The organism is Pseudomonas sp. HN11 (genome assembly GCF_021390155.1).
Taxonomy (GTDB): Bacteria; Pseudomonadota; Gammaproteobacteria; order Pseudomonadales; family Pseudomonadaceae; genus Aquipseudomonas.
In genome coordinates this window covers 1,791,918-1,811,829 of sequence record NZ_CP089985.1, presented here as the reverse complement: position 1 = coordinate 1,811,829, position 19,912 = coordinate 1,791,918, and the positions used below count along the sequence as shown (strand labels likewise).

General features: G+C 60.0%; 24 protein-coding genes. 12 read left to right on the top strand and 12 right to left on the bottom strand.

All coding sequences use genetic code 11. From position 1 onward, the window contains the following. Positions 1-50 precede the first annotated feature (50 nt). Positions 51-905: a LysR family transcriptional regulator gene (locus LVW35_RS08335; RefSeq protein WP_233894756.1), complete on the top strand. Its 855-nt coding sequence runs from the start codon at positions 51-53 to the stop codon at positions 903-905. Here LVW35_RS08335 and LVW35_RS08330 read toward each other — a convergent pair. Continuing rightward, positions 895-1,644 (bottom strand): sulfite exporter TauE/SafE family protein, encoded by a 750-nt coding sequence (locus LVW35_RS08330; protein ID WP_233894755.1) that lies wholly within the window; start codon positions 1,642-1,644, stop codon positions 895-897. The two genes, LVW35_RS08335 and LVW35_RS08330, sit on opposite strands and share 11 nt — an antisense overlap. A gap of 109 nt (positions 1,645-1,753) precedes the next feature. Between LVW35_RS08330 and LVW35_RS08325 the strand changes: the two genes are divergently transcribed. The 4 genes from LVW35_RS08325 to LVW35_RS08310 all read left to right on the top strand — a co-directional run bounded on the left by LVW35_RS08325 (position 1,754) and on the right by LVW35_RS08310 (position 4,939). Next, positions 1,754-2,704 (top strand): LysR family transcriptional regulator, encoded by a 951-nt coding sequence (locus LVW35_RS08325; protein WP_233894753.1) that lies wholly within the window; start codon positions 1,754-1,756, stop codon positions 2,702-2,704. Between the two features lie 80 nt (positions 2,705-2,784). Then, entirely contained in the window at positions 2,785-3,237 is a 453-nt protein-coding gene (locus LVW35_RS08320; protein ID WP_233894751.1) for a MarR family winged helix-turn-helix transcriptional regulator, read from the top strand. 237 nt (positions 3,238-3,474) lie between these two features. Then, positions 3,475-3,894, top strand: coding sequence for an organic hydroperoxide resistance protein (locus tag LVW35_RS08315; RefSeq protein ID WP_010211852.1), 420 nt, complete (start codon positions 3,475-3,477; stop codon positions 3,892-3,894). 28 nt (positions 3,895-3,922) lie between these two features. Next, positions 3,923-4,939 (top strand): alpha/beta hydrolase, encoded by a 1,017-nt coding sequence (locus tag LVW35_RS08310; protein ID WP_233894749.1) that lies wholly within the window; start codon positions 3,923-3,925, stop codon positions 4,937-4,939. 64 nt (positions 4,940-5,003) lie between these two features. Here the strand turns inward: LVW35_RS08310 and LVW35_RS08305 are convergent, their stop codons facing one another. Both LVW35_RS08305 and earP read right to left on the bottom strand, forming a co-directional pair. After that, positions 5,004-5,576, bottom strand: a complete 573-nt coding sequence (locus tag LVW35_RS08305; protein ID WP_029298017.1) for an elongation factor P — start codon at positions 5,574-5,576, stop codon at positions 5,004-5,006. Positions 5,577-5,625: 49 nt separating this feature from the next. Next, positions 5,626-6,759 carry an elongation factor P maturation arginine rhamnosyltransferase EarP gene (gene earP, locus LVW35_RS08300; protein ID WP_233894747.1) on the bottom strand — a complete coding sequence of 378 codons (1,134 nt, stop codon included), beginning with the start codon at positions 6,757-6,759 and terminating at the stop codon, positions 5,626-5,628. Positions 6,760-6,891: 132 nt separating this feature from the next. Between earP and LVW35_RS08295 the strand changes: the two genes are divergently transcribed. Further along, the gene (locus LVW35_RS08295) at positions 6,892-7,260 is read left to right on the top strand and encodes a hypothetical protein (protein WP_233894746.1); all 369 of its coding nucleotides are present in this window, start codon (positions 6,892-6,894) and stop codon (positions 7,258-7,260) included. A gap of 5 nt (positions 7,261-7,265) precedes the next feature. After that, positions 7,266-7,748 carry a GreA/GreB family elongation factor gene (locus tag LVW35_RS08290; RefSeq protein WP_233894744.1) on the top strand — a complete coding sequence of 161 codons (483 nt, stop codon included), beginning with the start codon at positions 7,266-7,268 and terminating at the stop codon, positions 7,746-7,748. A 5-nt stretch (positions 7,749-7,753) separates the two neighbouring features. Here the strand turns inward: LVW35_RS08290 and cysB are convergent, their stop codons facing one another. The 5 genes from cysB to LVW35_RS08265 all read right to left on the bottom strand — a co-directional run bounded on the left by cysB (position 7,754) and on the right by LVW35_RS08265 (position 11,661). Beyond that, positions 7,754-8,728 carry an HTH-type transcriptional regulator CysB gene (cysB, locus tag LVW35_RS08285; RefSeq protein ID WP_010211864.1) on the bottom strand — a complete coding sequence of 325 codons (975 nt, stop codon included), beginning with the start codon at positions 8,726-8,728 and terminating at the stop codon, positions 7,754-7,756. Positions 8,729-8,831: 103 nt separating this feature from the next. Further along, positions 8,832-9,332: a universal stress protein gene (locus LVW35_RS08280; protein ID WP_233894742.1), complete on the bottom strand. Its 501-nt coding sequence runs from the start codon at positions 9,330-9,332 to the stop codon at positions 8,832-8,834. Positions 9,333-9,403: 71 nt separating this feature from the next. Continuing rightward, a complete protein-coding gene (locus LVW35_RS08275) occupies positions 9,404-10,309 on the bottom strand; it encodes a 5'-nucleotidase (protein ID WP_233894741.1) in 906 nt (301 codons plus the stop codon). Between the two features lie 15 nt (positions 10,310-10,324). After that, positions 10,325-11,278, bottom strand: coding sequence for a putative 2-dehydropantoate 2-reductase (locus LVW35_RS08270; RefSeq protein WP_233894739.1), 954 nt, complete (start codon positions 11,276-11,278; stop codon positions 10,325-10,327). After that, on the bottom strand, positions 11,275-11,661 hold the full coding sequence (locus LVW35_RS08265; RefSeq protein ID WP_233894738.1) for a thioredoxin: 387 nt from the start codon (positions 11,659-11,661) through the stop codon (positions 11,275-11,277). The genes LVW35_RS08270 and LVW35_RS08265 overlap by 4 nt, the downstream gene beginning before the upstream one ends. Between LVW35_RS08265 and LVW35_RS08260 the strand changes: the two genes are divergently transcribed. Continuing rightward, complete coding sequence (locus LVW35_RS08260; RefSeq protein ID WP_233894736.1) at positions 11,660-12,094, top strand: PilZ domain-containing protein; 435 nt, start codon at positions 11,660-11,662, stop codon at positions 12,092-12,094. The two genes, LVW35_RS08265 and LVW35_RS08260, sit on opposite strands and share 2 nt — an antisense overlap. 131 nt (positions 12,095-12,225) lie before the next feature. Continuing rightward, positions 12,226-13,302, top strand: a complete 1,077-nt coding sequence (locus LVW35_RS08255) for a 3-deoxy-7-phosphoheptulonate synthase (RefSeq protein WP_233894734.1) — start codon at positions 12,226-12,228, stop codon at positions 13,300-13,302. 66 nt (positions 13,303-13,368) lie between these two features. Here the strand turns inward: LVW35_RS08255 and LVW35_RS08250 are convergent, their stop codons facing one another. Beyond that, a complete protein-coding gene (locus tag LVW35_RS08250) occupies positions 13,369-13,650 on the bottom strand; it encodes a GNAT family N-acetyltransferase (RefSeq protein ID WP_003189869.1) in 282 nt (93 codons plus the stop codon). 614 nt (positions 13,651-14,264) lie between these two features. Between LVW35_RS08250 and oprI the strand changes: the two genes are divergently transcribed. After that, the gene (oprI, locus tag LVW35_RS08245; protein WP_003172710.1) at positions 14,265-14,516 is read left to right on the top strand and encodes an outer membrane lipoprotei OprI; all 252 of its coding nucleotides are present in this window, start codon (positions 14,265-14,267) and stop codon (positions 14,514-14,516) included. A 122-nt stretch (positions 14,517-14,638) separates the two neighbouring features. Here oprI and LVW35_RS08240 read toward each other — a convergent pair whose 3' ends face one another. The 3 genes from LVW35_RS08240 to LVW35_RS08230 all read right to left on the bottom strand — a co-directional run bounded on the left by LVW35_RS08240 (position 14,639) and on the right by LVW35_RS08230 (position 16,669). Next, the gene (locus LVW35_RS08240) at positions 14,639-15,607 is read right to left on the bottom strand and encodes a L,D-transpeptidase family protein (protein WP_078047546.1); all 969 of its coding nucleotides are present in this window, start codon (positions 15,605-15,607) and stop codon (positions 14,639-14,641) included. Between the two features lie 104 nt (positions 15,608-15,711). Continuing rightward, on the bottom strand, positions 15,712-16,005 hold the full coding sequence (locus LVW35_RS08235; RefSeq protein WP_010211879.1) for a hypothetical protein: 294 nt from the start codon (positions 16,003-16,005) through the stop codon (positions 15,712-15,714). Positions 16,006-16,063: 58 nt separating this feature from the next. Further along, positions 16,064-16,669 (bottom strand): arylesterase, encoded by a 606-nt coding sequence (locus LVW35_RS08230; protein WP_233894732.1) that lies wholly within the window; start codon positions 16,667-16,669, stop codon positions 16,064-16,066. Between the two features lie 10 nt (positions 16,670-16,679). Here LVW35_RS08230 and LVW35_RS08225 point away from each other — a divergent pair, with 10 nt between their 5' ends. Continuing rightward, positions 16,680-17,363, top strand: coding sequence for an ABC transporter ATP-binding protein (locus tag LVW35_RS08225; protein ID WP_005786391.1), 684 nt, complete (start codon positions 16,680-16,682; stop codon positions 17,361-17,363). Beyond that, positions 17,363-19,873, top strand: a complete 2,511-nt coding sequence (locus LVW35_RS08220; RefSeq protein WP_233894731.1) for an ABC transporter permease — start codon at positions 17,363-17,365, stop codon at positions 19,871-19,873. Before LVW35_RS08225 ends, LVW35_RS08220 begins: the two co-directional genes overlap by 1 nt. The last annotated feature ends 39 nt before the right edge of the window (positions 19,874-19,912 follow it).

The window sequence follows — 19,912 nt, the reverse complement described above, 5'->3', positions numbered from 1 at the left end:
AGATCAATCCAACGAATGTTTCTTATGCAATACATCTCAGAGATTGATCAATGTCCAGCTTCCCGAGCATCGACACCGAAGTGCTGCGCACCTTCGTCGCCATTGCCGACCAGGGCGGTTTTACCCGTGCGGGCGAATTGGTCAACCGCACCCAATCGGCGGTGAGCATGCAGATGAAGCGCCTGGAAGAAGACGTGTTGCAGCGCAAGCTGTTTGAGCGCGACGGTCGCCAGGTGCGGCTGACGCCCGAAGGCCAGGTGCTACTGGGCTATGCGCGGCGCATCCTGAAGCTGCACAGTGAGGTATTCAATACCCTGCGCGAGCCGCATATGGTGGGTCTAGTGCGCATCGGCACGCCGGATGACTACGTGATGCGTTTCCTGCCGGGCATTCTCAAGCAGTTCTCCAAAGCGTACCCGTTGATTCAGATTGAGATGCACTGCGAGGCGTCGACAGTATTGATGCAGCGTCGGGATCTGGCACTGACCGTCGTCAGCCGCGAGCCTGGCAATGAAATCGGCGAGCTGTTACGCACGGAACGCATGGTGTGGGCGGCAGCGCCGTGCTTCTGCATCGACGAGCACGACTCTCTGCCCCTGGCGATGTCCGGCGCGGACTGCCTTTATACCCAGTGGGCCCGTTCGGCGCTGGACGCGGCCGGACGCGACTATCGCCTGGCCTACCACAGCTCCAACGTGTCGGCGATCCAGGCTGTGGTCAACGCCGGGCTGGCGGTGATGGTCAGCATGGAGAGCCTGGTGACCGATGACCTGCGCATACTCGGCCGCGACGAGGGTTTCCCGCCACTGCCGTCGATGAATCTGCACTTGCTGCGTAACGCGCGGATGAATTCGCCCATCACCGATTGTCTGGCGCAATACATCATCGAAGGTTTCAGACTTTAAACGTCAGCATCACCGCGCACAGCACCAGGAAGCCGCAGAACAGCCCGCGCAGAACGCGCTCCGGCAGGGCATGGGCGACTTTCACGCCCCAACTGATGCTGAGCAGACCGCCGACGGCCAAGGGCACGCCGATCATCCAGTCGACCTCCTGATGCCAGGCGTAGGTCGCCAGCGTCACCCCAGTACTCGGCAATGCCAAGGCCAGTGACAGGCCTTGGGCAACCACCTGGGTAGTGCCGAACACACTCGTCAGCACGGGCGTGGCGACCACTGCGCCCCCCACACCGAACAAACCGCCCATGGAACCGGAGGCCGCACCCAGCACCCCGAGCCATGGCCAGGAGTAACGCATCTGCGCGGTCGGCGGCGCGTTGCGAGTGAACATACGCAGCAGGTTGTAGGCCGAAAGCGTCAGCAGGAAGGCAATAAAACCGATGCGCATCGCGCCCGCATCCAGGCCCACGGCCCAGATCGAACCGAGCCAGGCGAAGCTGAAACCCATGATTCCCAGAGGCAGCGCATGGCGCAGTTCGATGCGGTTGCGTTGGTGATAGCGCCAAAGCGCCAGCATCACGTTAGGCACCACCATTACCAGCGCCGTGCCCTGGGCCAGTTGCTGATCCAGGCCGAACAATACGCCCAGCACCGGGATCGCGATCAACCCGCCACCAATGCCAAACAGACCGCCCACCGTGCCGAGGGCCACACCCAACACCAGGTACATCACTAAATCCAACACCGCGTGCTACTCCACAATCCCAGGCCTTGCATGCTACGCAGTCCGCTATGGCACGGAAACGCACAGCAACGCACAATGGCTGTGCCAATCTCGCATAAGCGTCTTTTTAATGAACCCGAATACCCTGACCGATCAACTAAGCCTGTTTCTCGATGTACTGGAAACCGGCAGTTTTTCCGCTGCGGCGCGCCGCCATCCACTGACCCCCTCGGCAGTGGCGAGGCGCATCGACAGCCTGGAAAGTTCGGTGGGCAGCCGCTTGTTCCAGCGCAGCACCCACGCAGTGGTGGCAACTCCGGCAGGATTGGCCTTTGCCGAGCGGGCGCGACGCATCGTCAGTGAGCTGCAACTGGCGCGGGCCGAAGCCGTGTCGTTGAGCCATGCGCCGGAGGGTCTGATTCGGGTGGATGCGCCGGCAGCATTTGGTCGACGGCACCTGGCGCCGGTGATTGCGGACTTCCTGAATGTCTACCCAGGGCTGGATGTGCACCTGCATCTGATCGACAGCTTTGTGGACATGCAGGGTGCACATCTTGGCAAGGTCGATCTAGTGTTACGTGCCGGGCATATCGTCGATACCCGGTTGATTGCCACGCCGCTGGCGAGCATCGTGCGGGTTGCCTGCGCCAGCCCGACCTATCTGAAAAACCGAGGCATGCCGAGCCACCCCAGGGAGCTGAGCGAACACGACGGGCTGGACTGGGATGGCCTGGCGCCAACATTCGCGTGGCGCTTCGATCTGGATGGGCGCCGCGCCACCTACCGCCCGCGTCGTATCCGCATGAGCGCCAATAACGCCGAAGCCTTGCTATCCGGCGCCCTGGCCGGACTGGGCATTGCTCACCTGCCTACTTGGCTGGCCAGTGAGTACCTGGTGCGCGGCGAACTGCTGCCGCTATTTTGCGAAAATGGCCTGCCCAGTCCAGAAACCACCGGGATCTATGCACTCCGCCTGGAACAGCAACCCAACGCGCGCAGCCGCTTGTTGCTGGAATATCTTAAAACCCGGTTCAGCCCGGTGCCGCCCTGGGACCTGACATTGCAAAGTGGCTTTGTCTGACCGCTCGGACAGAATTATCTGGCGCATTAAAGATTTGCCCGCTAGATTCCAGCCCAGAAACGTTTTCCGGAGGCACCACCATGAGTAAAAATTCCGACCTGTGCGAATCCCTGATGCTGGACAACCAGCTGTGCTTCGCGCTGCACTCCACCTCGCTGCTGATGACCAAGGTCTACAAACCACTGCTGCAGGCCTTGGGCCTGACCTACCCGCAATACCTGGCCATGATGGTGCTGTGGGAAGAGGACGGTTTGACCGTCGGAGAAATCAGCAACCGTCTGCTGACCGATCCAGGTTCGCTGACACCGCTGCTCAAGCGCCTGGAAGTCGAAGGCCTGCTCAGCCGTACCCGCAGCCGCGAAGATGAACGCGTGGTGGTCGTGGAATTGACCGACGCCGGTCGCGCTTTGCAGGAAAAAGCCATGGGTATTCCCCAGTGCATCCTAGGCGCCAGCGGCCTTGAGCTTGGCCAATTGCGAGAGCTGCAAAGCGATTTGCTAGCACTTCGGGCAAATTTGCAAGCCAGTCAGTAACTGCACTTCACCTGCGCAAAACCACATCCCCTCGAAGTACCAGCTCAGATTAATCCTATAGTCTGAGCCCTTTTTCCCGTTCATAAAGCTTTACCTTCCTACGAGGTGATTGCACCGAAAGGAAAAAATCACACATTTGGAAATTTATGTTGCGCACTAAATAATTGCGCGGTACATTTATCTCGCAAACAATTTAGCGCGCAAATATTTAGCGCTAACAAACGAGAGGAAAACACCATGCAAACGCTCTATACCGCAGTAGCTACCGCCACCGGCGGCCGTGATGGTCGTGCTGTTTCCAACGACAACATCCTCGACGTCAAACTCTCCACTCCCAAAGAACTGGGCGGTGCCGGTGGCCAGGCCACCAACCCTGAACAATTGTTCGCAGCCGGCTATTCGGCTTGCTTCATTGGCGCCCTGAAATTCGTCGCCAGCCAGACCAAACGCAAAATCCCGGATGACGCTTCGATCACCGCCCACGTCGGCATCGGCCAGATTCCTGGTGGTTTCGGCCTTGATATCGACCTGCACATCAGCCTGCCCGGCTTGGCTCAGGACGACGCGCAAAGCCTGGTCGACGCCGCTCACCAAGTCTGCCCGTACTCTAACGCCACCCGTGGCAACGTGGATGTACGTCTGCACGTAACTGTCTAAATGACCTCAGCCGCACCTGGAGAAAACAATGAACACAATTGGTAAAGCACTCACCGGCACCTTGCTCGCCTTGTCCATCACCCATGCCTTTGCGGCAACCGGTGAAGTCGAACACAACACCCAGGCCTTTCTGGATGTGTTGAACGCCGGCACCGGCAAACCGATGGAACAACTGACGCCCAAGGACGCCCGTGCCGTACTGACCGGCGCCCAGGCCGGTGTGAAGCTGACCTTGCCAGCAGCGGATGTAAGCCAGAAGACCATCCAGGTCGATGGCAAGCCGCTGGACCTGACCATCGTGCGCCCAGCCGGAGTCAAGGGCACATTGCCCGTGTTCATGTTCTTCCACGGCGGCGGCTGGGTGTTGGGGGATTACCCGACCCATGAACGCCTGGTGCGGGACTTGGTAGTGGGTTCGGGGGCGGTGGCGGTGTTCGTCAACTACACGCCTTCGCCGGAAGCGCATTACCCGGTAGCGATCAACCAGGCCTATGCCGCTACAAAATGGGTGGCCGAACATGGCCAGGAGATCAACGTCGACGGCAAGCGCCTGGCAGTAGCGGGCAACAGTGTCGGCGGCAATATGGCGGCGGTCGTGAGTCTGATGGCCAAGGACAAGGGCACGCCGGCCATCAAGTTCCAAGTGCTGTTATGGCCGGTGACCGACGCCAATTTCGACACCGGGTCCTACAACCAATATGCCGAAGGGCACTTCCTCACCCGCAACATGATGAAGTGGTTTTGGGACAACTACACCACCGACGCCAAGCAGCGCGCCGAGATCTACGCCTCACCGCTGCGGGCTACCACTGATCAGTTGAAGGGCTTGCCGCCTGCGCTGATCCAGACTGCCAGCGCCGATGTGCTGCGCGATGAGGGCGAAGCCTATGCCCGCAAGCTGGACGCCGCCGGTGTACCGGTGACCGCCGTGCGCTACAACGGCATGATCCACGACTACGGTTTGCTCAACGTAGTCAGCCAGGTCCCGGCAGTTCGTTCGGCATTGCTCCAGGCTTCGGATGAGCTGAAGCAACACTTGAAGTAAAACTCAACGTGCATAAAAAAGCCCGACGCATGGTCGGGCTTTTTTCGTATCGGCAGGGCCGGAATTACTTCTTGGCGCGACCTTTATACGAACCGCCTTCGCGGGTATCGATCTCGATCAGGTCGTCGATTTCGATGAAATCAGCCACTTGCAGCTCGGTGCCGTTAGCCAGCTTGGCAGGCTTCATGACCTTACCCGACGTGTCGCCGCGAGCGGAACCCTCGGTGTAGGCCACTTTACGTACGATAGTGGTCGGCAGCTCTACGGAAACCAGGCGCTCTTCGAAGAAGATCGCTTCGCAAACGTCGGTCATGCCTTCTTCGATGAACGGCAGAACGGCTTCGATGTCTTCAGCGTTCAGTTCGTACATGGTGTAGTCGGTGGTGTCCATGAACGTGTAGGTGTCGCCGCTGATGAAGGACAGGGTCGCTTCTTTGCGGTCGAGGATCACGTCGTCCAGCTTGTCGTCGGCGCTGTATACGGTTTCGGTCTTGTAACCGGTCAGCAGGTTCTTCAGCTTGGTCTTCATGATTGCGCTGTTACGACCAGACTTGGTGAACTCAGCTTTCTGAACCAACCAAGGGTCGTTGTCGATACGGATCACGGTACCGGGTTTCAGTTCTTTACCAGTTTTCATTACGAATATCCGAAATTTGGATGGGATTTACAAAATTCAAGGTCGCGTATCATATCCAACTTTCATAAAACTGTACCAGCGCCGTCGCAAGATCGGCCTGCAAGCCCTGTTCCAGACACCATGTTTCGGCGTGCTGGCTGACCTCCGGCCAATGTTCCAGCAGCATTTTCCATGGCTGGGCCATATCGCCCCCCGTGTTCCAGGTTTGCCAGAGCCCGATCAGAGCTGCCCTTGCCGACGGTGACAAACCGGCGGTATACAGCTCCAGGAAGGCATCGAGCTTATCGAGGTGAATGTCTTCGTCCTGTCGATAGATATGCCACAGCAGCGGTCGCCCGGCCCACTGGGCGCGCACGAAGGAGTCTTCGCCGCGTACGGCATTGAAATCGCAGCACCACAGCAGGCGGTCATATTGTTCCTGGCGCACGAAAGCAATCACCTGCACGGTAAGCGATCCATGCTGCTGGATATCACCCGCCGACAGCCGCTCCAGGCCGAGCCAGCGCTGCACATCACCCAGAATGCGCCCCTCCGGCACCAACAGATGAGTGGCACGCCCGTCCGTCGATAACACGTCCAACCAACTGGCGAGCCCGGCATTTTCGTAGGCAAACAATGAGATCAGCCGCGCACCGGCTGTGGGAAACACACCCAAGGTTTGCAGGAAGTCTTGCTGCCCGCTCGCATCCTGCTGAAAAGTCCGACGCTGTTCCAGCAACCCGCCCTCACGCAAAAGGCCACCGGTGCCGGGGCGGAATCCGGGGAAGAAGAAGTACTTCTGCACACCCTTGAATTTCACCGACGGCAGCCGATGACAGCCCACCACCCACTCTTCGGCACTCAGGTAATCCAGGTTCATCCACACCGGCGTGCATTCCCGCTCGGCCATGGCCTCCATATAGTCAGGCGGCAACTGACAGGCAAACGCGGCGATCACCACATCCGCCGCTGGCGCGCCTACCCAGTCGGCCGGCCAATGGCGCACTTCGACGCCTTCCTGCCATTGTTGATCGAGCTGTACGTCAATCTCGGGACACATGCGTTCGAATGCGCGCAGGTCATCGACCCACAAGCGCACATCGCAGGCATGTTCCGCCACCAATTGCCGGGCCAGGCGCCAGGTCACGCCAATGTCGCCATAGTTGTCGACGACGCTACAAAAAATATCCCAGCGGGCTTTCATTCCTGGCTCCAACGCTCAAAGCCTCGATTGTCCGCATAAATGCGCGGATGCAGAAGGCTTGATCGCGATTATTCTGCACAGTGGCTGTGCGACAATCGCCGCCACGCCGTCAATGCCTGCCAGGAGGGCATCATGTCTGATCGTCCGTTGTCGTTGTTCAAACTCAGTGCCGCTATCGCCTTTGGCGTATGGCTGGGGTTTATCGCCATCGTGCTGACCACCTGGCTGGCGTCGCGCTACCTGTTCCCACAGAGCCTGGCGCCGGTCGCCCAGGCCGTGCAGCAATTGGGTAAGCCTGCGGTGGTGGCACCTGAACCGCCGAACCGCATGTTCGAGCAATACCAACAAAACCTGCAGAAGCAGGAACAGCAACAAATCCTCGACCAGGCCCGCACCAACGCACGCAACCTGTCCAACCCCAAATGCCAGTTCTGGCTGCAACAGGACCAGAACGCTCCCAACGAAAAGACCCGGGCCAATGTCCTGCAATTCTGCGATTGATGACCATGAATAAACACGCTGTCCACCAGCTCGTACTGGAAAAGCTCACCCTCGACCTCGACATTGCCCAACGCGCTGCGCAGACCGCCTACGAAACCTCGACCCACGAAGAAAACATCGCGGAAAACAAATACGACACCCTGGGGCTGGAAGCTTCCTACCTGGCGGCGGGGCAAGCCAAGCGCGTGGAGGAGATCAAGCAGGCGTTGGTGCTGTGCCAGAACATGCAACTGCGCGCTTATGATGATCAACGAGGTATTGAGGTGGGTGCGCTACTGGGTCTGGAAGACGAGAACGCTCGCCAGCAATGGCTGTTCCTCGCGCCTGACGCAGCGGGCTTGAAAGTTGATGTGGTCGGCCAACCGGTGACCGTCATCACCTCACGCTCGCCGCTGGGCAAAAGCCTGCTGGGCAAGTTCGAAGGCGATGAGGTGGAGATTCTGGTAGCGGGCGCTCGGCAACATTTTACCGTTACCGAGGCCAAATAGCCGATTTAGTGAACCGGCAGTTCAACGCCGTCGAACAACGCTTCCAGTTCCTGCTTGTTGTGGCACTGGATCGCCTTGGCCATGACTTCACGGGTCAGGTGCGGTGCGAATTTCTCGATGAAGTCGCACATGAAGCCACGCAGGAAGGTGCCACGGCGGAAACCGATCTTGGTCACGCTGGACTCGAACAACTCGCTGGCATCGAGCACCACCAGGTCTTTGTCGAGCGCCGTGTCGACCGCCATCTTGGCGACGATACCCACGCCCAGGCCCAGGCGCACGTAAGTCTTGATCACGTCAGCGTCGGCCGCAGTGAACACCACCTTCGGCGTGAGGCCGCGATGGCTGAAGGCTTCGTCAAGCTTGGAACGGCCGGTGAAACCGAATACGTAAGTCACGATCGGGTATTCGGCCAGAGCTTCCAGGGTCAGCTTCGGCAGCTTGGCCAACGGGTGTCCTTGGGGTACAACGACGCAACGGTTCCAGCGGTAGCACGGCATCATCACCAAGTCGCCGAACAGCTCCAGAGCCTCGGTGGCAATCGCGAAATCGACGGTGCCGTCAGCGGCCATCTCGGCGATCTGCATCGGCGAACCCTGATGCATGTGTAACGCCACGTCCGGGTATTGCTTGATGAAGTCGCGGATCACCGGCGGCAATGCATAGCGCGCCTGGGTGTGGGTGGTGGCGATGGACAGGGTGCCCTTCTTCTCGTTGGAGAATTCCTGGGCGATCTGCTTGATGCTTTCGACTTTGCGTAGAATTTCGCCAGCGGTGGTGATGATGCGCTCACCGGCCGGGGTGACGCGGGTCAGGTGCTTGCCGCTGCGCGCGAACACTTCCACGCCCAACTCATCTTCGAGCAGGCGGATCTGCTTGCTGATACCGGGTTGCGAAGTGTAGAGGCTTTGAGCGGTAGCGGAAACGTTGAGGTCGTGGTGCGCCACTTCCCAGATGTAGCGCAGTTGTTGAAGCTTCATATGTGTCCCTCAAAGCAGATAGACGCCACGGGTATCAGCGACGGTATATAACTATATTAAAGGTTCGATGGATAAATCTAGAACTTTTTATCGCTTCTACCCATCACACGTCATCACTGCGTCGACGTTGCAACGAAGGCACCAGGTAAACCGGCACCGTAGACAACTGCAGCACACGTGCAGCGGTGCGCCCCAACGGAGTAGCGGCCACGGTCGCATGGCTATGACTGCCTACGATCAACAGGTCCACGGATAGTTTGCGCAGTTGGTGGAGAATCACCTCACACGGGTCACCCTGGATCACCCGTACCGAGCGAATCAACTTCAGGTCTTGCTCCCCCTCCCCCAACTCCTCGCGAAAACTCTCCAGCACCCGTTGCTCGATGGTCGCCATTACCGTGGTCAACCCCTGGCTCTGCCATTCATTCAGCGCCTTCTCATCAAGGTAGCTCTGTAGCACCGATTCGGCGAACAGCCCGATGGGCTCGACCACGTGAATCACATACAGGTCCGCCTTGAACGTTCGGGCCAGCGCCAGCGCATGTTGCATTACATAAGGCGCGTACAGACCGAGGTCTGTGGCGTACAGCATCGAACGAATCATATAACCCCCTGGAACTGCCAGGATGGCGGAGATGAAATCAGCTTAGCAGTGCCCGGGCGACTTGGATCGACTTAGCGCTTCACCTCATTACTGATGCCATGGGGCACATGCCCGGTGGCCACGAACTCCATGGCTTTCTCGCAATGCCCGGCCTGATCATCGAAAAACACATCGGCGGCAAACGCCTCCAGAAACGCGGATTTTTCCAGGCCGCCGAGGAACAACGACTCGTCCAGGCGTATATCCCATTCACGCAAGGTGCGAATCACCCGTTCATGGGACGGCGCCGATCGAGCGGTAACCAACGCGGTGCGGATCGGGCAAGCCTCATCTGCGAACTCGCGCTGCAACAGATTGAGTGCCGCCAAAAAACCTTTGAATGGACCACCGTGCAACGGCTGGCGCGCCGACTCTCGCTCATTGGCCTGGAACGCTTCCAACCCGCCCGCCTGGTACACCCGCTCCGACTCATCGGAAAACAGTACGGCGTCACCGTCGAAGGCGATGCGCAGTTCGTCACTGGAGGCGCGGTTTGGCCCCCCAGACAAAATTGTCGCCGCCGCAAAGCCGGCGTCGAGGGCGCTGCGCACGTCCTCAGCATGGGTCGAAAGAAACAGATGGCAACCAAACGCCGCCAGATAAGGATAAGGACTACGCCCGCCTACGAAAGCAGCGCGGGAAATATCCAGGCCGTAATGTTGAATCGAGTTGAACACGCGCAGGCCGGTGTCAGCGCTGTTGCGCGATACCAGCACCACTTCGACCCGGGCACGGCCCAGGCTGGCGTTCAGGCTGAGCAGCTTCTTGACCAGCGGGAAGGCGTCACCGGGCTCGAGGATTTCCTCCTCGTGTTCAATCTGGTATTGACGGTACGTCTCGACCCCTTCGGCCAGATAGATCTTGTGGCTATCGCTCAAGTCGAACAGGGCTCGCGAAGAAATCGCCAGCACCAGTTTGTCGCCCAATCCTTTTGCCATTGCGTGTCTCCCGACTCAGCGGTTATGCCGATCAATAAAACTCAAGGCCTGGTACAGCGCCTGCATCCGCGGCAGTTCGCAACCGGCGGCTTTGGCGGCGGCGAGTGGCCGAGCGTAGATCGCGGCCAGCTCCAGCGGGCGTTTGTGCACGTGGTCGTGGTACATGCTCGGCAGGTAGTCGTCCATGGTTTCAGTCATGGTGAACATCTGCTCGGCGTAGCTTTGGGGGATTTCATGACCGCAGGCATGGGCGCCCTGCACCACTTCGGCCATCAGTGCCTGGATCAGCTCGCGACTGGCTTCGTCCGCCATCATGGCTGTGGTGCCGGTGCCCAATAAGACGGAGAGGCCGTTGTATGGCACGTTCCACACCAACTTGTGCCAGCGGGCCTGATGCACGCTGGCCATGGCCTGGGACTCAATGCCGGCCTTGTGAAACAGCGCAGCGCCGGCTTCGACAATCGCCTGTTGGGCCGCATCATCATTGGCCGCCGTACCACTGTGATAACCCAGATTGACCCGGCCTAACGCCTGATGCTCGATCACGCCAGGGGCTGAGCGGTGCACGCCGATGTAGCACAGGCCGCCGAGCAGATGCAGCGACGCTGGCAGGTGTTCACGCAGGCTGTCTTCAACATCGAGGCCGTTTTGCAGCAACACCACCTTGGCGTCCAGGGCAGCAACTTGGGCGATGGTCGGGGCCAGGTCGACGTTGCCGGTCGACTTGGTGCCCACCAGCAGCCAATCGCACGGCGGCATATCAGCGGCGCGGGCATACGCCTGCACCGGGTGCAAGTGCAAGGGGCCATGCACTGTGCTGTTCAGGCGCAGACCGTGCTCGCTGACCGCCGCGTATTCACTTCGCAACAGGAAGTGCACATCGAAACCGGCGCGGGCCAGCATCAAACCGTAAAAACCACCAATGGCACCGGTGCCAATAATGCCGATGCGGGGTGATTGTGTGGTCATGGCAGATCCTCTGGAGTGCGGGTAAGCGCTTGTTGAATGGCGTCGTTCAGGTCAGTACATGTAAGACGCGTCTGTAATTGCCCGAGGAATTGACCCTCGCACACCATGAACAACGCCGGCAAATGAAAGATCTGGTAGCGTTCGACCGCACCCCCGTTGTGCCCGGCATCTACCCAGCACACGCGGTCCACCGGCAACGGCCAGCCGGGCAGTTGCTGGCGTGCCCAGCGGCAACTGGAGCAGCCTACGCTGGTAAACACCACGAGCGAAATACCTGGCAATCCCAGCAATTGCTGGTCAATATCCAGGTCGGTCAATTCCAGTTCCTTCACTATACTGCTGCCACCGCCGTCAATTGGACGGTGCTCGGAGTCCGTGTACATGGGTCGTTTTTTACCTCACCCTGATGATGTCGCCGTCGAGTTAATCCAACGCCCCTCCCCTGCTATTCCCCGTCAACGCCTGCACACTGCCGGCATGGGCGGCGTCGCCTGCCATTGGCCGCGCGCCTGGCGCGAAGGCACGGCGGTTGATCTGCATATCCCTTCCCTGGGTGCCAGTGCGCGGTATCCGGGCTACGTGGCATGGTGCCGCAAGGTGGATAACGGCTACCGCATCGGCGTCTCGTTTACCGATGAACATGCGCTGTTCGGTGCGCGAATGGGTGAGCAAGCATGCAGGATAGAGCGCTACTGCCGCCAGCACGAAGACGCCGAACCTACTCCCCAGCAACTCGAGGAACTGGCCCGTGAATGGGTATCGCGCCATGCCAGCGAGTTCTCCCATGAGGCCTTTGTGGCGCCGGCACCGGATTAAAGCGGGCTTTGCCCATTGTCGCGGGCCCGTGTTACGCGCTAAGGTTCTTCCCCCCTGCATTCAAATCATGCTGTGCTCCGCCGCACGGGGATGGCTGGCGGCCGGCACCCGTGACCCTGACGAGTAACACGATGGCTGATTTACCGATCAATGACCTAAACGTCGAATCCAACGAGACCCTGATCACACCCGATCAGCTCAAGCGCGAAATCCCTTTGAGCGACGCTGCCCTGCAGACAGTCACCAAGGGCCGCGAAGTCATCCGTAATATTCTCGACGGCACCGACCACCGCCTGTTCGTCGTCATCGGGCCTTGCTCGATCCACGACCTCAAGGCTGCCCACGAGTACGCCGAGCGCCTCAAAGTGCTGGCGGCGGAAGTGTCCGACACGCTCTACCTGGTGATGCGCGTCTATTTCGAAAAACCGCGTACCACCGTCGGCTGGAAAGGCTTGATCAACGACCCGTACCTGGACGACTCGTTCAAGATCCAGGACGGCTTGCACATCGGTCGTCAGTTGCTGCTGGACCTGGCCGAGATGGGCCTGCCCACCGCCACCGAAGCGCTCGACCCGATCTCTCCGCAGTACCTGCAGGACCTTATCAGCTGGTCGGCCATCGGCGCACGTACCACCGAATCCCAGACTCACCGCGAAATGGCGTCCGGCCTCTCCTCGGCCGTGGGCTTCAAGAACGGCACCGACGGCGGCCTGACCGTGGCGATCAACGCGCTGCAGTCGGTCTCCAGCCCGCACCGTTTCCTGGGTATCAACCAGGAAGGTGGCGTGTCCATCGTCACCACCAAGGGCAACGCCTACGGTCACGTGGTATTGCGCGGCGGTAACGGCAAGCCCAACTATGATTCGGTCAGCGTTGCCCTGTGCGAGCAGGCGCTGAGCAAGGCCAAGATCAAGCCGAACATCATGGTCGACTGCAGCCACGCCAACTCCAACAAGGACCCGGCCCTGCAGCCGCTGGTGATGGAAAACGTCGCCAACCAGATCCTGGAAGGCAACCAATCGATCATCGGCCTGATGGTCGAGAGCCACCTGAACTGGGGTTGCCAGGCGATTCCAAAAGATCTGGCCGACTTGCAGTATGGCGTGTCGATCACCGATGCCTGCATCGACTGGTCCGCCACCGAAAACACCCTGCGCAGCATGCATGCCAAGCTCAAGGACGTATTGCCTAAGCGCAAACGCACCTGAATCTGTATCGAGCGCACACAAAAACGCCGGGCTAAGCCCGGCGTTTTTCATACTGCTGTTTACGGTTTACAGCTTCGCGGCATGGCGCTGGTGGCGCTCCATGTAGCGTTCGACATAGGAGCAGGACGGGATCACCGTGTAGCCTGCCTCTTCGGCGAACTTCAAGGCTTCCTCGGTCAATGCCGCCGCAATACCACGGCCCCGCAGTGCATTGGGCACGAAGGTGCGATAGATATCCAGGGTCTGTTTGCCGAGGTCCATATAGGTCAGATAGGCACGATGACCGTCCACATTGGTCTCGAACTGATGACCAGCCTGGTCATGGTGGATGGACAACGCCTCGCTCATCACTACTCCTCGCGGGTCTTGGTTTCTGACCCCTACCTTACCGATGTTTTTCCGGCGAAGGAACCTCTGCGCCACCCCGTGCCGGTTTCGACATCGAGAAAACCCTGAGCGCTTACAACCAGCCGTAGGGAATAATAGTAGGCACCAATCCTGAAATTGCTCAAGGCGCACTCGTCATCCCCGCCGCTGGCGGATATAGAAAGGGCTCCGATCAACCAGGGATCGAAAGCCTGAACATTGCCGGCAGTTGAACCTTAAGACGAACAGGGGCTCTTAAAGTCACCTCTACATGCATAAAAGATGCAAGACAAAGCAAAGCCAGGCTGAACGTAAGTGTCAGCGTGGATATATAAATTTTCATCTGTTTACAAGGCTTAACATATGCGGGCCGGCCCTTTCAGCCTGGATCCAATTTTCGCCTGATTGAAAAAAACTGGACGGTTTTTATACAAACCTCCAAAAGATTAGCCAAAATAGATGCGGCACGAGAATTTTTTTTGCTTCTTGCGCTACGTCAGTTTACTTACTACAAGTAATGGGTAGTATGTACGCCGGCTCTTAGCTCACTCTGGGCGAACTAGCCATCTAATAGAAAGTCCTTGAAGGGGAACACGATGAACAACGTTCTGAAATTCTCTGCACTGGCTCTGGCCGCAGTTCTGGCTACCGGTTGCAGCAGCGTCTCCAAAGAAACCGAAGCACGTCTGACTGCAACTGAAGACGCAGCAGCTCGCTCCCAGGCTCGTGCAGACGAAGCCTACCGTAAAGCTGATGAAGCTCTGGCTGCTGCTCAAAAAGCACAACAGACTGCTGACGAAGCTAACGAGCGCGCACTGCGTATGCTTGAAAAAGCTAGCCGCAAGTAATAATCCCTCGGGGTTGTTATCAAGCCGATCCATTTATGGGTCGGCTTTTTTATTGCCTGGGGTTTGTGCGCGAATCGCGGGCAATGAAAAGCCCGCCGTAGCGGGCTGTTGATCGAACCGTGTTACTGCTGCAGGTCGATCGGTGCGCTCGCGGCTACCGAGGCTGCGCCAGGCACGCCGATTTCCGTCGGCAAGCCGTCTTCCGCCGCGACGACGTCGCGCACCTGGTCCCAGTTCACGCGCAATTGGTTGGCCAAGTCTTCACGCTTCAGCAAGGCGTTGATCACTGCAGTGTGCTTGTCGACCACCGACGGCGTTCCGTCATCATTGAGCGGCGTATGTGCTTCAAGATAAACCTTGCCACCACTGCGACCGAACTTGTAGGCATCGTTGATGATGCGCACTGATGTCCCCACCGGCACCATGCCCGCCATCTCCAGCACGTTGTTGTTGAACATGCGGAAGCAGCCGTGGCTTGTACGCGTTCCGATACCAAATTTCATGTTGGAGCCATGGATCAAGTAACCCGGCGTGCCCAGGGTGAACTTGAACGGACCCAGCGGGTTGTCCGGCCCGGCCGGTACCACGTTGGGCAGCGGATCACCGTTGGCGGCGTGCTCGGCCTTGATCGACGCGGGAGGAGTCCAGGTCGGGTTGGGTGTCTTGGCAATGATGCTGGTGTGGGCGATTGGCGACCCCCAGCCTTCACGACCGATCCCCAGCGGGAACGTGTAGACCACGTTCTGGCCCTTGGGGAAGTAATAAAGCCGGTATTCCGCCAGGTTGATCACAATGCCTTCGCGCGGGCCCGGCGGCAGGATGAAACGCGTCGGCAGCACGATCTCGGTGCCAGCGCCCGGCAACCAAGCATCCACGCCGGGGTTGGCGGCGACCATCTCCGAGTAACCCAGGTCATAGGTGGTGCCCAGGTCGGCAAAGGTGTCTTCGTACTTGGCCTTGATCACCTGGACCTGACCGACAATGTCCTCACCCGGTGGCGGCAAGGGCAACTGCAGGGCTGAAGCAGAACCGGCGGCACAAAGTGCAGCAAGGGACAGGCAGCAGGTGACGACGGAAAGGCGCGACAACATCCGGAAAATCCTTCGCAGAACGACGGGTAGGTTAAAGGCGAGCGACAAGCCGCAGGCTTTCAGCCGCTAGCTTACAGCTTATAGCTTGAAGCTTGCAGCTGCATCTAAAGCTCGAAACGCAGCTCCGGCCAGATCGGCGGCGTGCCACGCTTCTGGGACTCTAGTATCGCACGACACAAAGGGCACAGGCGCTGGTCCTGAAAGATCGAACGGTCGACCCGCGACCAACGCGGTTGCGCAGGCAATAATGTACCGCACAGCGTGCGATCAATGGAGCCGCCCAATTCCAATTGACGCGCCACCAGATGCACCCGCACTTCCTGACAGGCGAACAGATCCAGCTGCTCGTCCGGCTCGATCAGTTGGTAGTTAAACAGGGACCAGGCAGGACGCGACATCAGGGGCTCCAAATCGGGGGGGCGCCACCTTAGCCGAAAGCCTGCCGGTAGAAAAGCGTCATAGCAGCGGTTTTAACGTCGGCCAGACATTTTCCAGCAACTTGCCTTGGGCGCCGACCGCCGGATGCAGTTGATCGGCCTGCATCAGTTCCGGATGCCCGCCCACGCCATCGAGGAAAAACGGCACCAGCGGGACGTTTTTCTGCTTGGCCAACACACCATAGACCTCGGCAAACGCAGTGGTGTATCGCGGGCCATAATTGGGGGGTAACTGCATCCCCAACAGCAACACCTTGGCCCCGCCCGCCTTGGACTGATCGATCATCGACGCAAGATTTTGTTGCAATTGCGCGGGTGGCTGTCCACGCAAGCCGTCGTTGCCGCCCAACTCGATCACCACCACGTCCGGCTTATGCTCTGCAAGCGCCGCCGGCAGCCGCGCCAGGCCTCCGGCACTGGTATCGCCGCTGATGGAAGCATTGACCACTTTATCGTCGAAACCTTCCCTCTTGAGCCGTTGCTGCAACAGGGCAACCCACCCTTTGCTGGTATCCAGGCCGAAACCGGCACTGATACTATCGCCAACGATCAGGACTGTACCCGCCGCTGCGTTCTGGGCCATGCACATCAAGGCCAGGGCAGCACTCACAAACCACATTCGCATCGGATTCTCCATGGGCGCAAGCATTCTCACCGCGCGGAACCTTAGCAAAGTGGTTCCCAGCGCGGAAGGTGAACTGACTATCCTGCACGAACTGAGCCTGGAACTGAACAAGGGCGATAGCCTGGCTATCGTCGGCAGCTCCGGTTCCGGTAAATCCACCCTCCTCGGCTTGCTGGCTGGCCTCGACCTGCCCAGCAGCGGCGAAGTCACCCTCGCCGGGCAAGCCCTCAGCACCCTCGACGAAGACCAGCGAGCACGCATCCGTGCCGAGCACGTGGGCTTCGTGTTCCAGTCGTTCCAACTGCTCGACAGCCTTAACGCGCTGGAAAACGTCATGCTCCCGCTAGAACTGGACGGCCGCAAAGACGCCCGCGAACGCGCCCGGCACCTGCTGGAACGCGTAGGCCTGGGCCAGCGCCTCACCCACTCGCCGCGCCAACTCTCCGGTGGCGAGCAGCAACGGGTGGCGATTGCCCGCGCCTTTGCCGCGGAGCCTGACGTGCTGTTTGCCGATGAACCCACTGGCAACCTCGACAGCCACACCGGCGAGCGCATCAGCGACCTGCTGTTCGAACTCAACAAAGAAAGCGGCACGACTTTGGTGTTGGTCACCCACGACGAGCGCCTGGCCCACCGTTGCCGACGCCTGATCCGCCTTGAAGCCGGCCTGATGGTCGCCCCCCTGGAGCCTTGATGGCACGTTTGCCGCTGTTGCGTCTGTTCAGCCTTGCCATGCGCCAATTACTGCGCGATGCCCGCGCCGGCGAATTGCGCGTGTTGTTCTTCGCCCTGCTGGTAGCCGTGGCCGCCAGCACCGCTATCGGTTACTTCGGTGCACGCCTCAATGGCGCGATGCTGTTGCGCGCCACCGAGTTCCTCGGCGCTGACCTCGTGCTCGAAGGCAGCTCACCGGCGCGTCCCGAGCAAATCCAGTCCGGCACCGAGCTGGGCCTGGATCACGCCCGCGTCGTGGAGTTCTCCAGTGTCATAGCCACCGATAACGGCATCCAGCTTTCCAGCATCAAGGCGGTCAACGAACAATACCCACTGCGCGGTGAACTGAAAAGCGCGGCTGCGCCCTTTGGCGATGAAACCCCAGGCGGCGGGCCGAAACCCGGTGAAGCCTGGGTGGAAGCGCGGCTGCTGACGGCACTGGATCTCAAGGTCGGCGACAGCATCGATGTGGGCATGAAGACCCTGCGCCTGGCGCGCGTGCTCACGTATGAGCCAGACCGTGCCGGCAACTTCTACAGCCTCACGCCAAGGGTGATGATCAACCTCGCGGACCTGGACGCCACCGGTGTGGTGCAGCCCGGCAGCCGCGTAAGTTATCGCGAGTTGTGGCGCGGGCCGCAGGGCAGCACCGTGCTGCAAACCTACCGAGACTTGGTCAAGCCGGGGCTCGCCGCCAACCAACGCTTGCAGGACTCACGAGACGGCAACCAACAAATCGGTGGCGCCCTGGGTAAGGCCGAGCGGTACCTGAACATGGCGAGCCTGGTCGCGGTGTTGCTGGCGGGTGTGGCCGTGGCGCTGTCGGCCAATCGTTTCGCCACCCGGCGTTTCGACGCCAGTGCACTGCTACGCTGCCTGGGGTTGTCGCGACGCGAAGCCATGTGGTTGTTCAGCCTGCAACTGAGCGCGCTCGGGTTGTTGGCAAGCCTTGCGGGCGCCTTACTTGGCTGGTTGGCGCAGTTTGGCCTGTTCTATTTCCTCCACGACCTGCTGCCGTCGGACGTTCCCCCCGGCGGGCTGCTACCGGCCATTGCCGGGATCGGCACCGGGTTGGTCGCCCTCGCCGGTTTCGCCCTGCCGCCGCTGGCCGCACTGGGCCGTGTGCCACCGCTGCGGGTCTTGCGTCGCGACCTGCTGCCGATCCCTTCCAGTACCTGGATGGTCTACGGCGCGGCGCTGTTTGCCTTGGGCCTGATCATGTGGCGCCTGAGCCTCGACCTGGTGCTGACGTTCGCCTTACTCGGCGGCGGCGTGGTGGCTGCACTGGTCCTTGGTGGCCTGCTCCTGCTGCTGTTGCAAAGCCTGCGCCGCCTGCTGGCGCGCGCCTCCCTGCCTTGGCGCCTGGGCTTAGGCCAACTGCTGCGCCATCCGCTGGCGGCGGCGGGTCAGTCCCTGGCATTTGGCTTGATCCTGTTGTCCATGGGCTTGATTGCCCTGCTGCGTGGCGAGCTGCTCGACACCTGGCAAAACCAGCTGCCCAAGGACGCGCCCAACTACTTCGCCTTGAATATCCTGCCGGCCGACAAGGACGCCTTTGGCGCGCGGCTGCTGGAACTGCAGGCGCAGTCGGCGCCGCTGTACCCGGTGGTGCCAGGTCGCCTGATCAGCATCAACGGCGAACCGGTGCAGGAGATAGTGAGCAAAGACTCCAGCGGTGACCGCGCAGTACAACGCGACCTGAGTCTGACGTGGGCCGCCGACCTGCCGCCGGGCAATGCCCTGACCGCGGGTTCTTGGTGGTCACAGCAACCCACCGATGAAATTCCTGGCGTGTCTGTTGAAGCCAAGGTAGCGGAAAGCCTCAAGCTCAAGCTCGATGACCACTTGGTGTTCACGGTGGGCGGGGAAAATCGTGAAGCGCGGGTGACCAGCCTGCGGACCATCAATTGGGATAACTTCCAGCCTAACTTCTTCATGATTTTCCAGCCCGGCACTTTGAAGGACCTGCCAGCGACCTACCTGACCAGCTTTTACCTGGCAGCTGGACATGACCAACAAATCGTCGACTTGTCACGGGCCTTCCCGGCGGTGACCATCCTGCAGGTCGAGGCGCTGCTGGAGCAGTTGCGTAGCATCCTCGCCCAAGTGACCCTGGCGGTGGAGTATGTGCTGTTGTTTGTATTGGCGGCAGGCATGGCAGTGCTGTTCTCCGGCCTGCAAGCCACCCTGGACGAGCGCATCCGTCAAGGGGCGCTGCTGCGCGCACTGGGCGCCGAACGCAAGCTGCTGGTCAAGGCCAGGCGTATCGAGTTCGGTTTGCTGGGGGCCGTCAGTGGGCTGCTGGCGGCACTGGGGACGGAGTTGGTGACCTTTGTGTTGTACCGCTATGCGTTCGACCTGGCATGGCACCCTCACCCTTGGCTGTTACTACTGCCGGTGATCGGTGCCGTACTGATCGGCGGTGCCGGTGTGTTCGGCACCCGCCGCGCGCTGAATGCCAGCCCGCTGACCGTGCTGCGCGAGGGTTGAAACGCCATTGGCCCGTGCTCTTCACAGAACGCGGGCCAA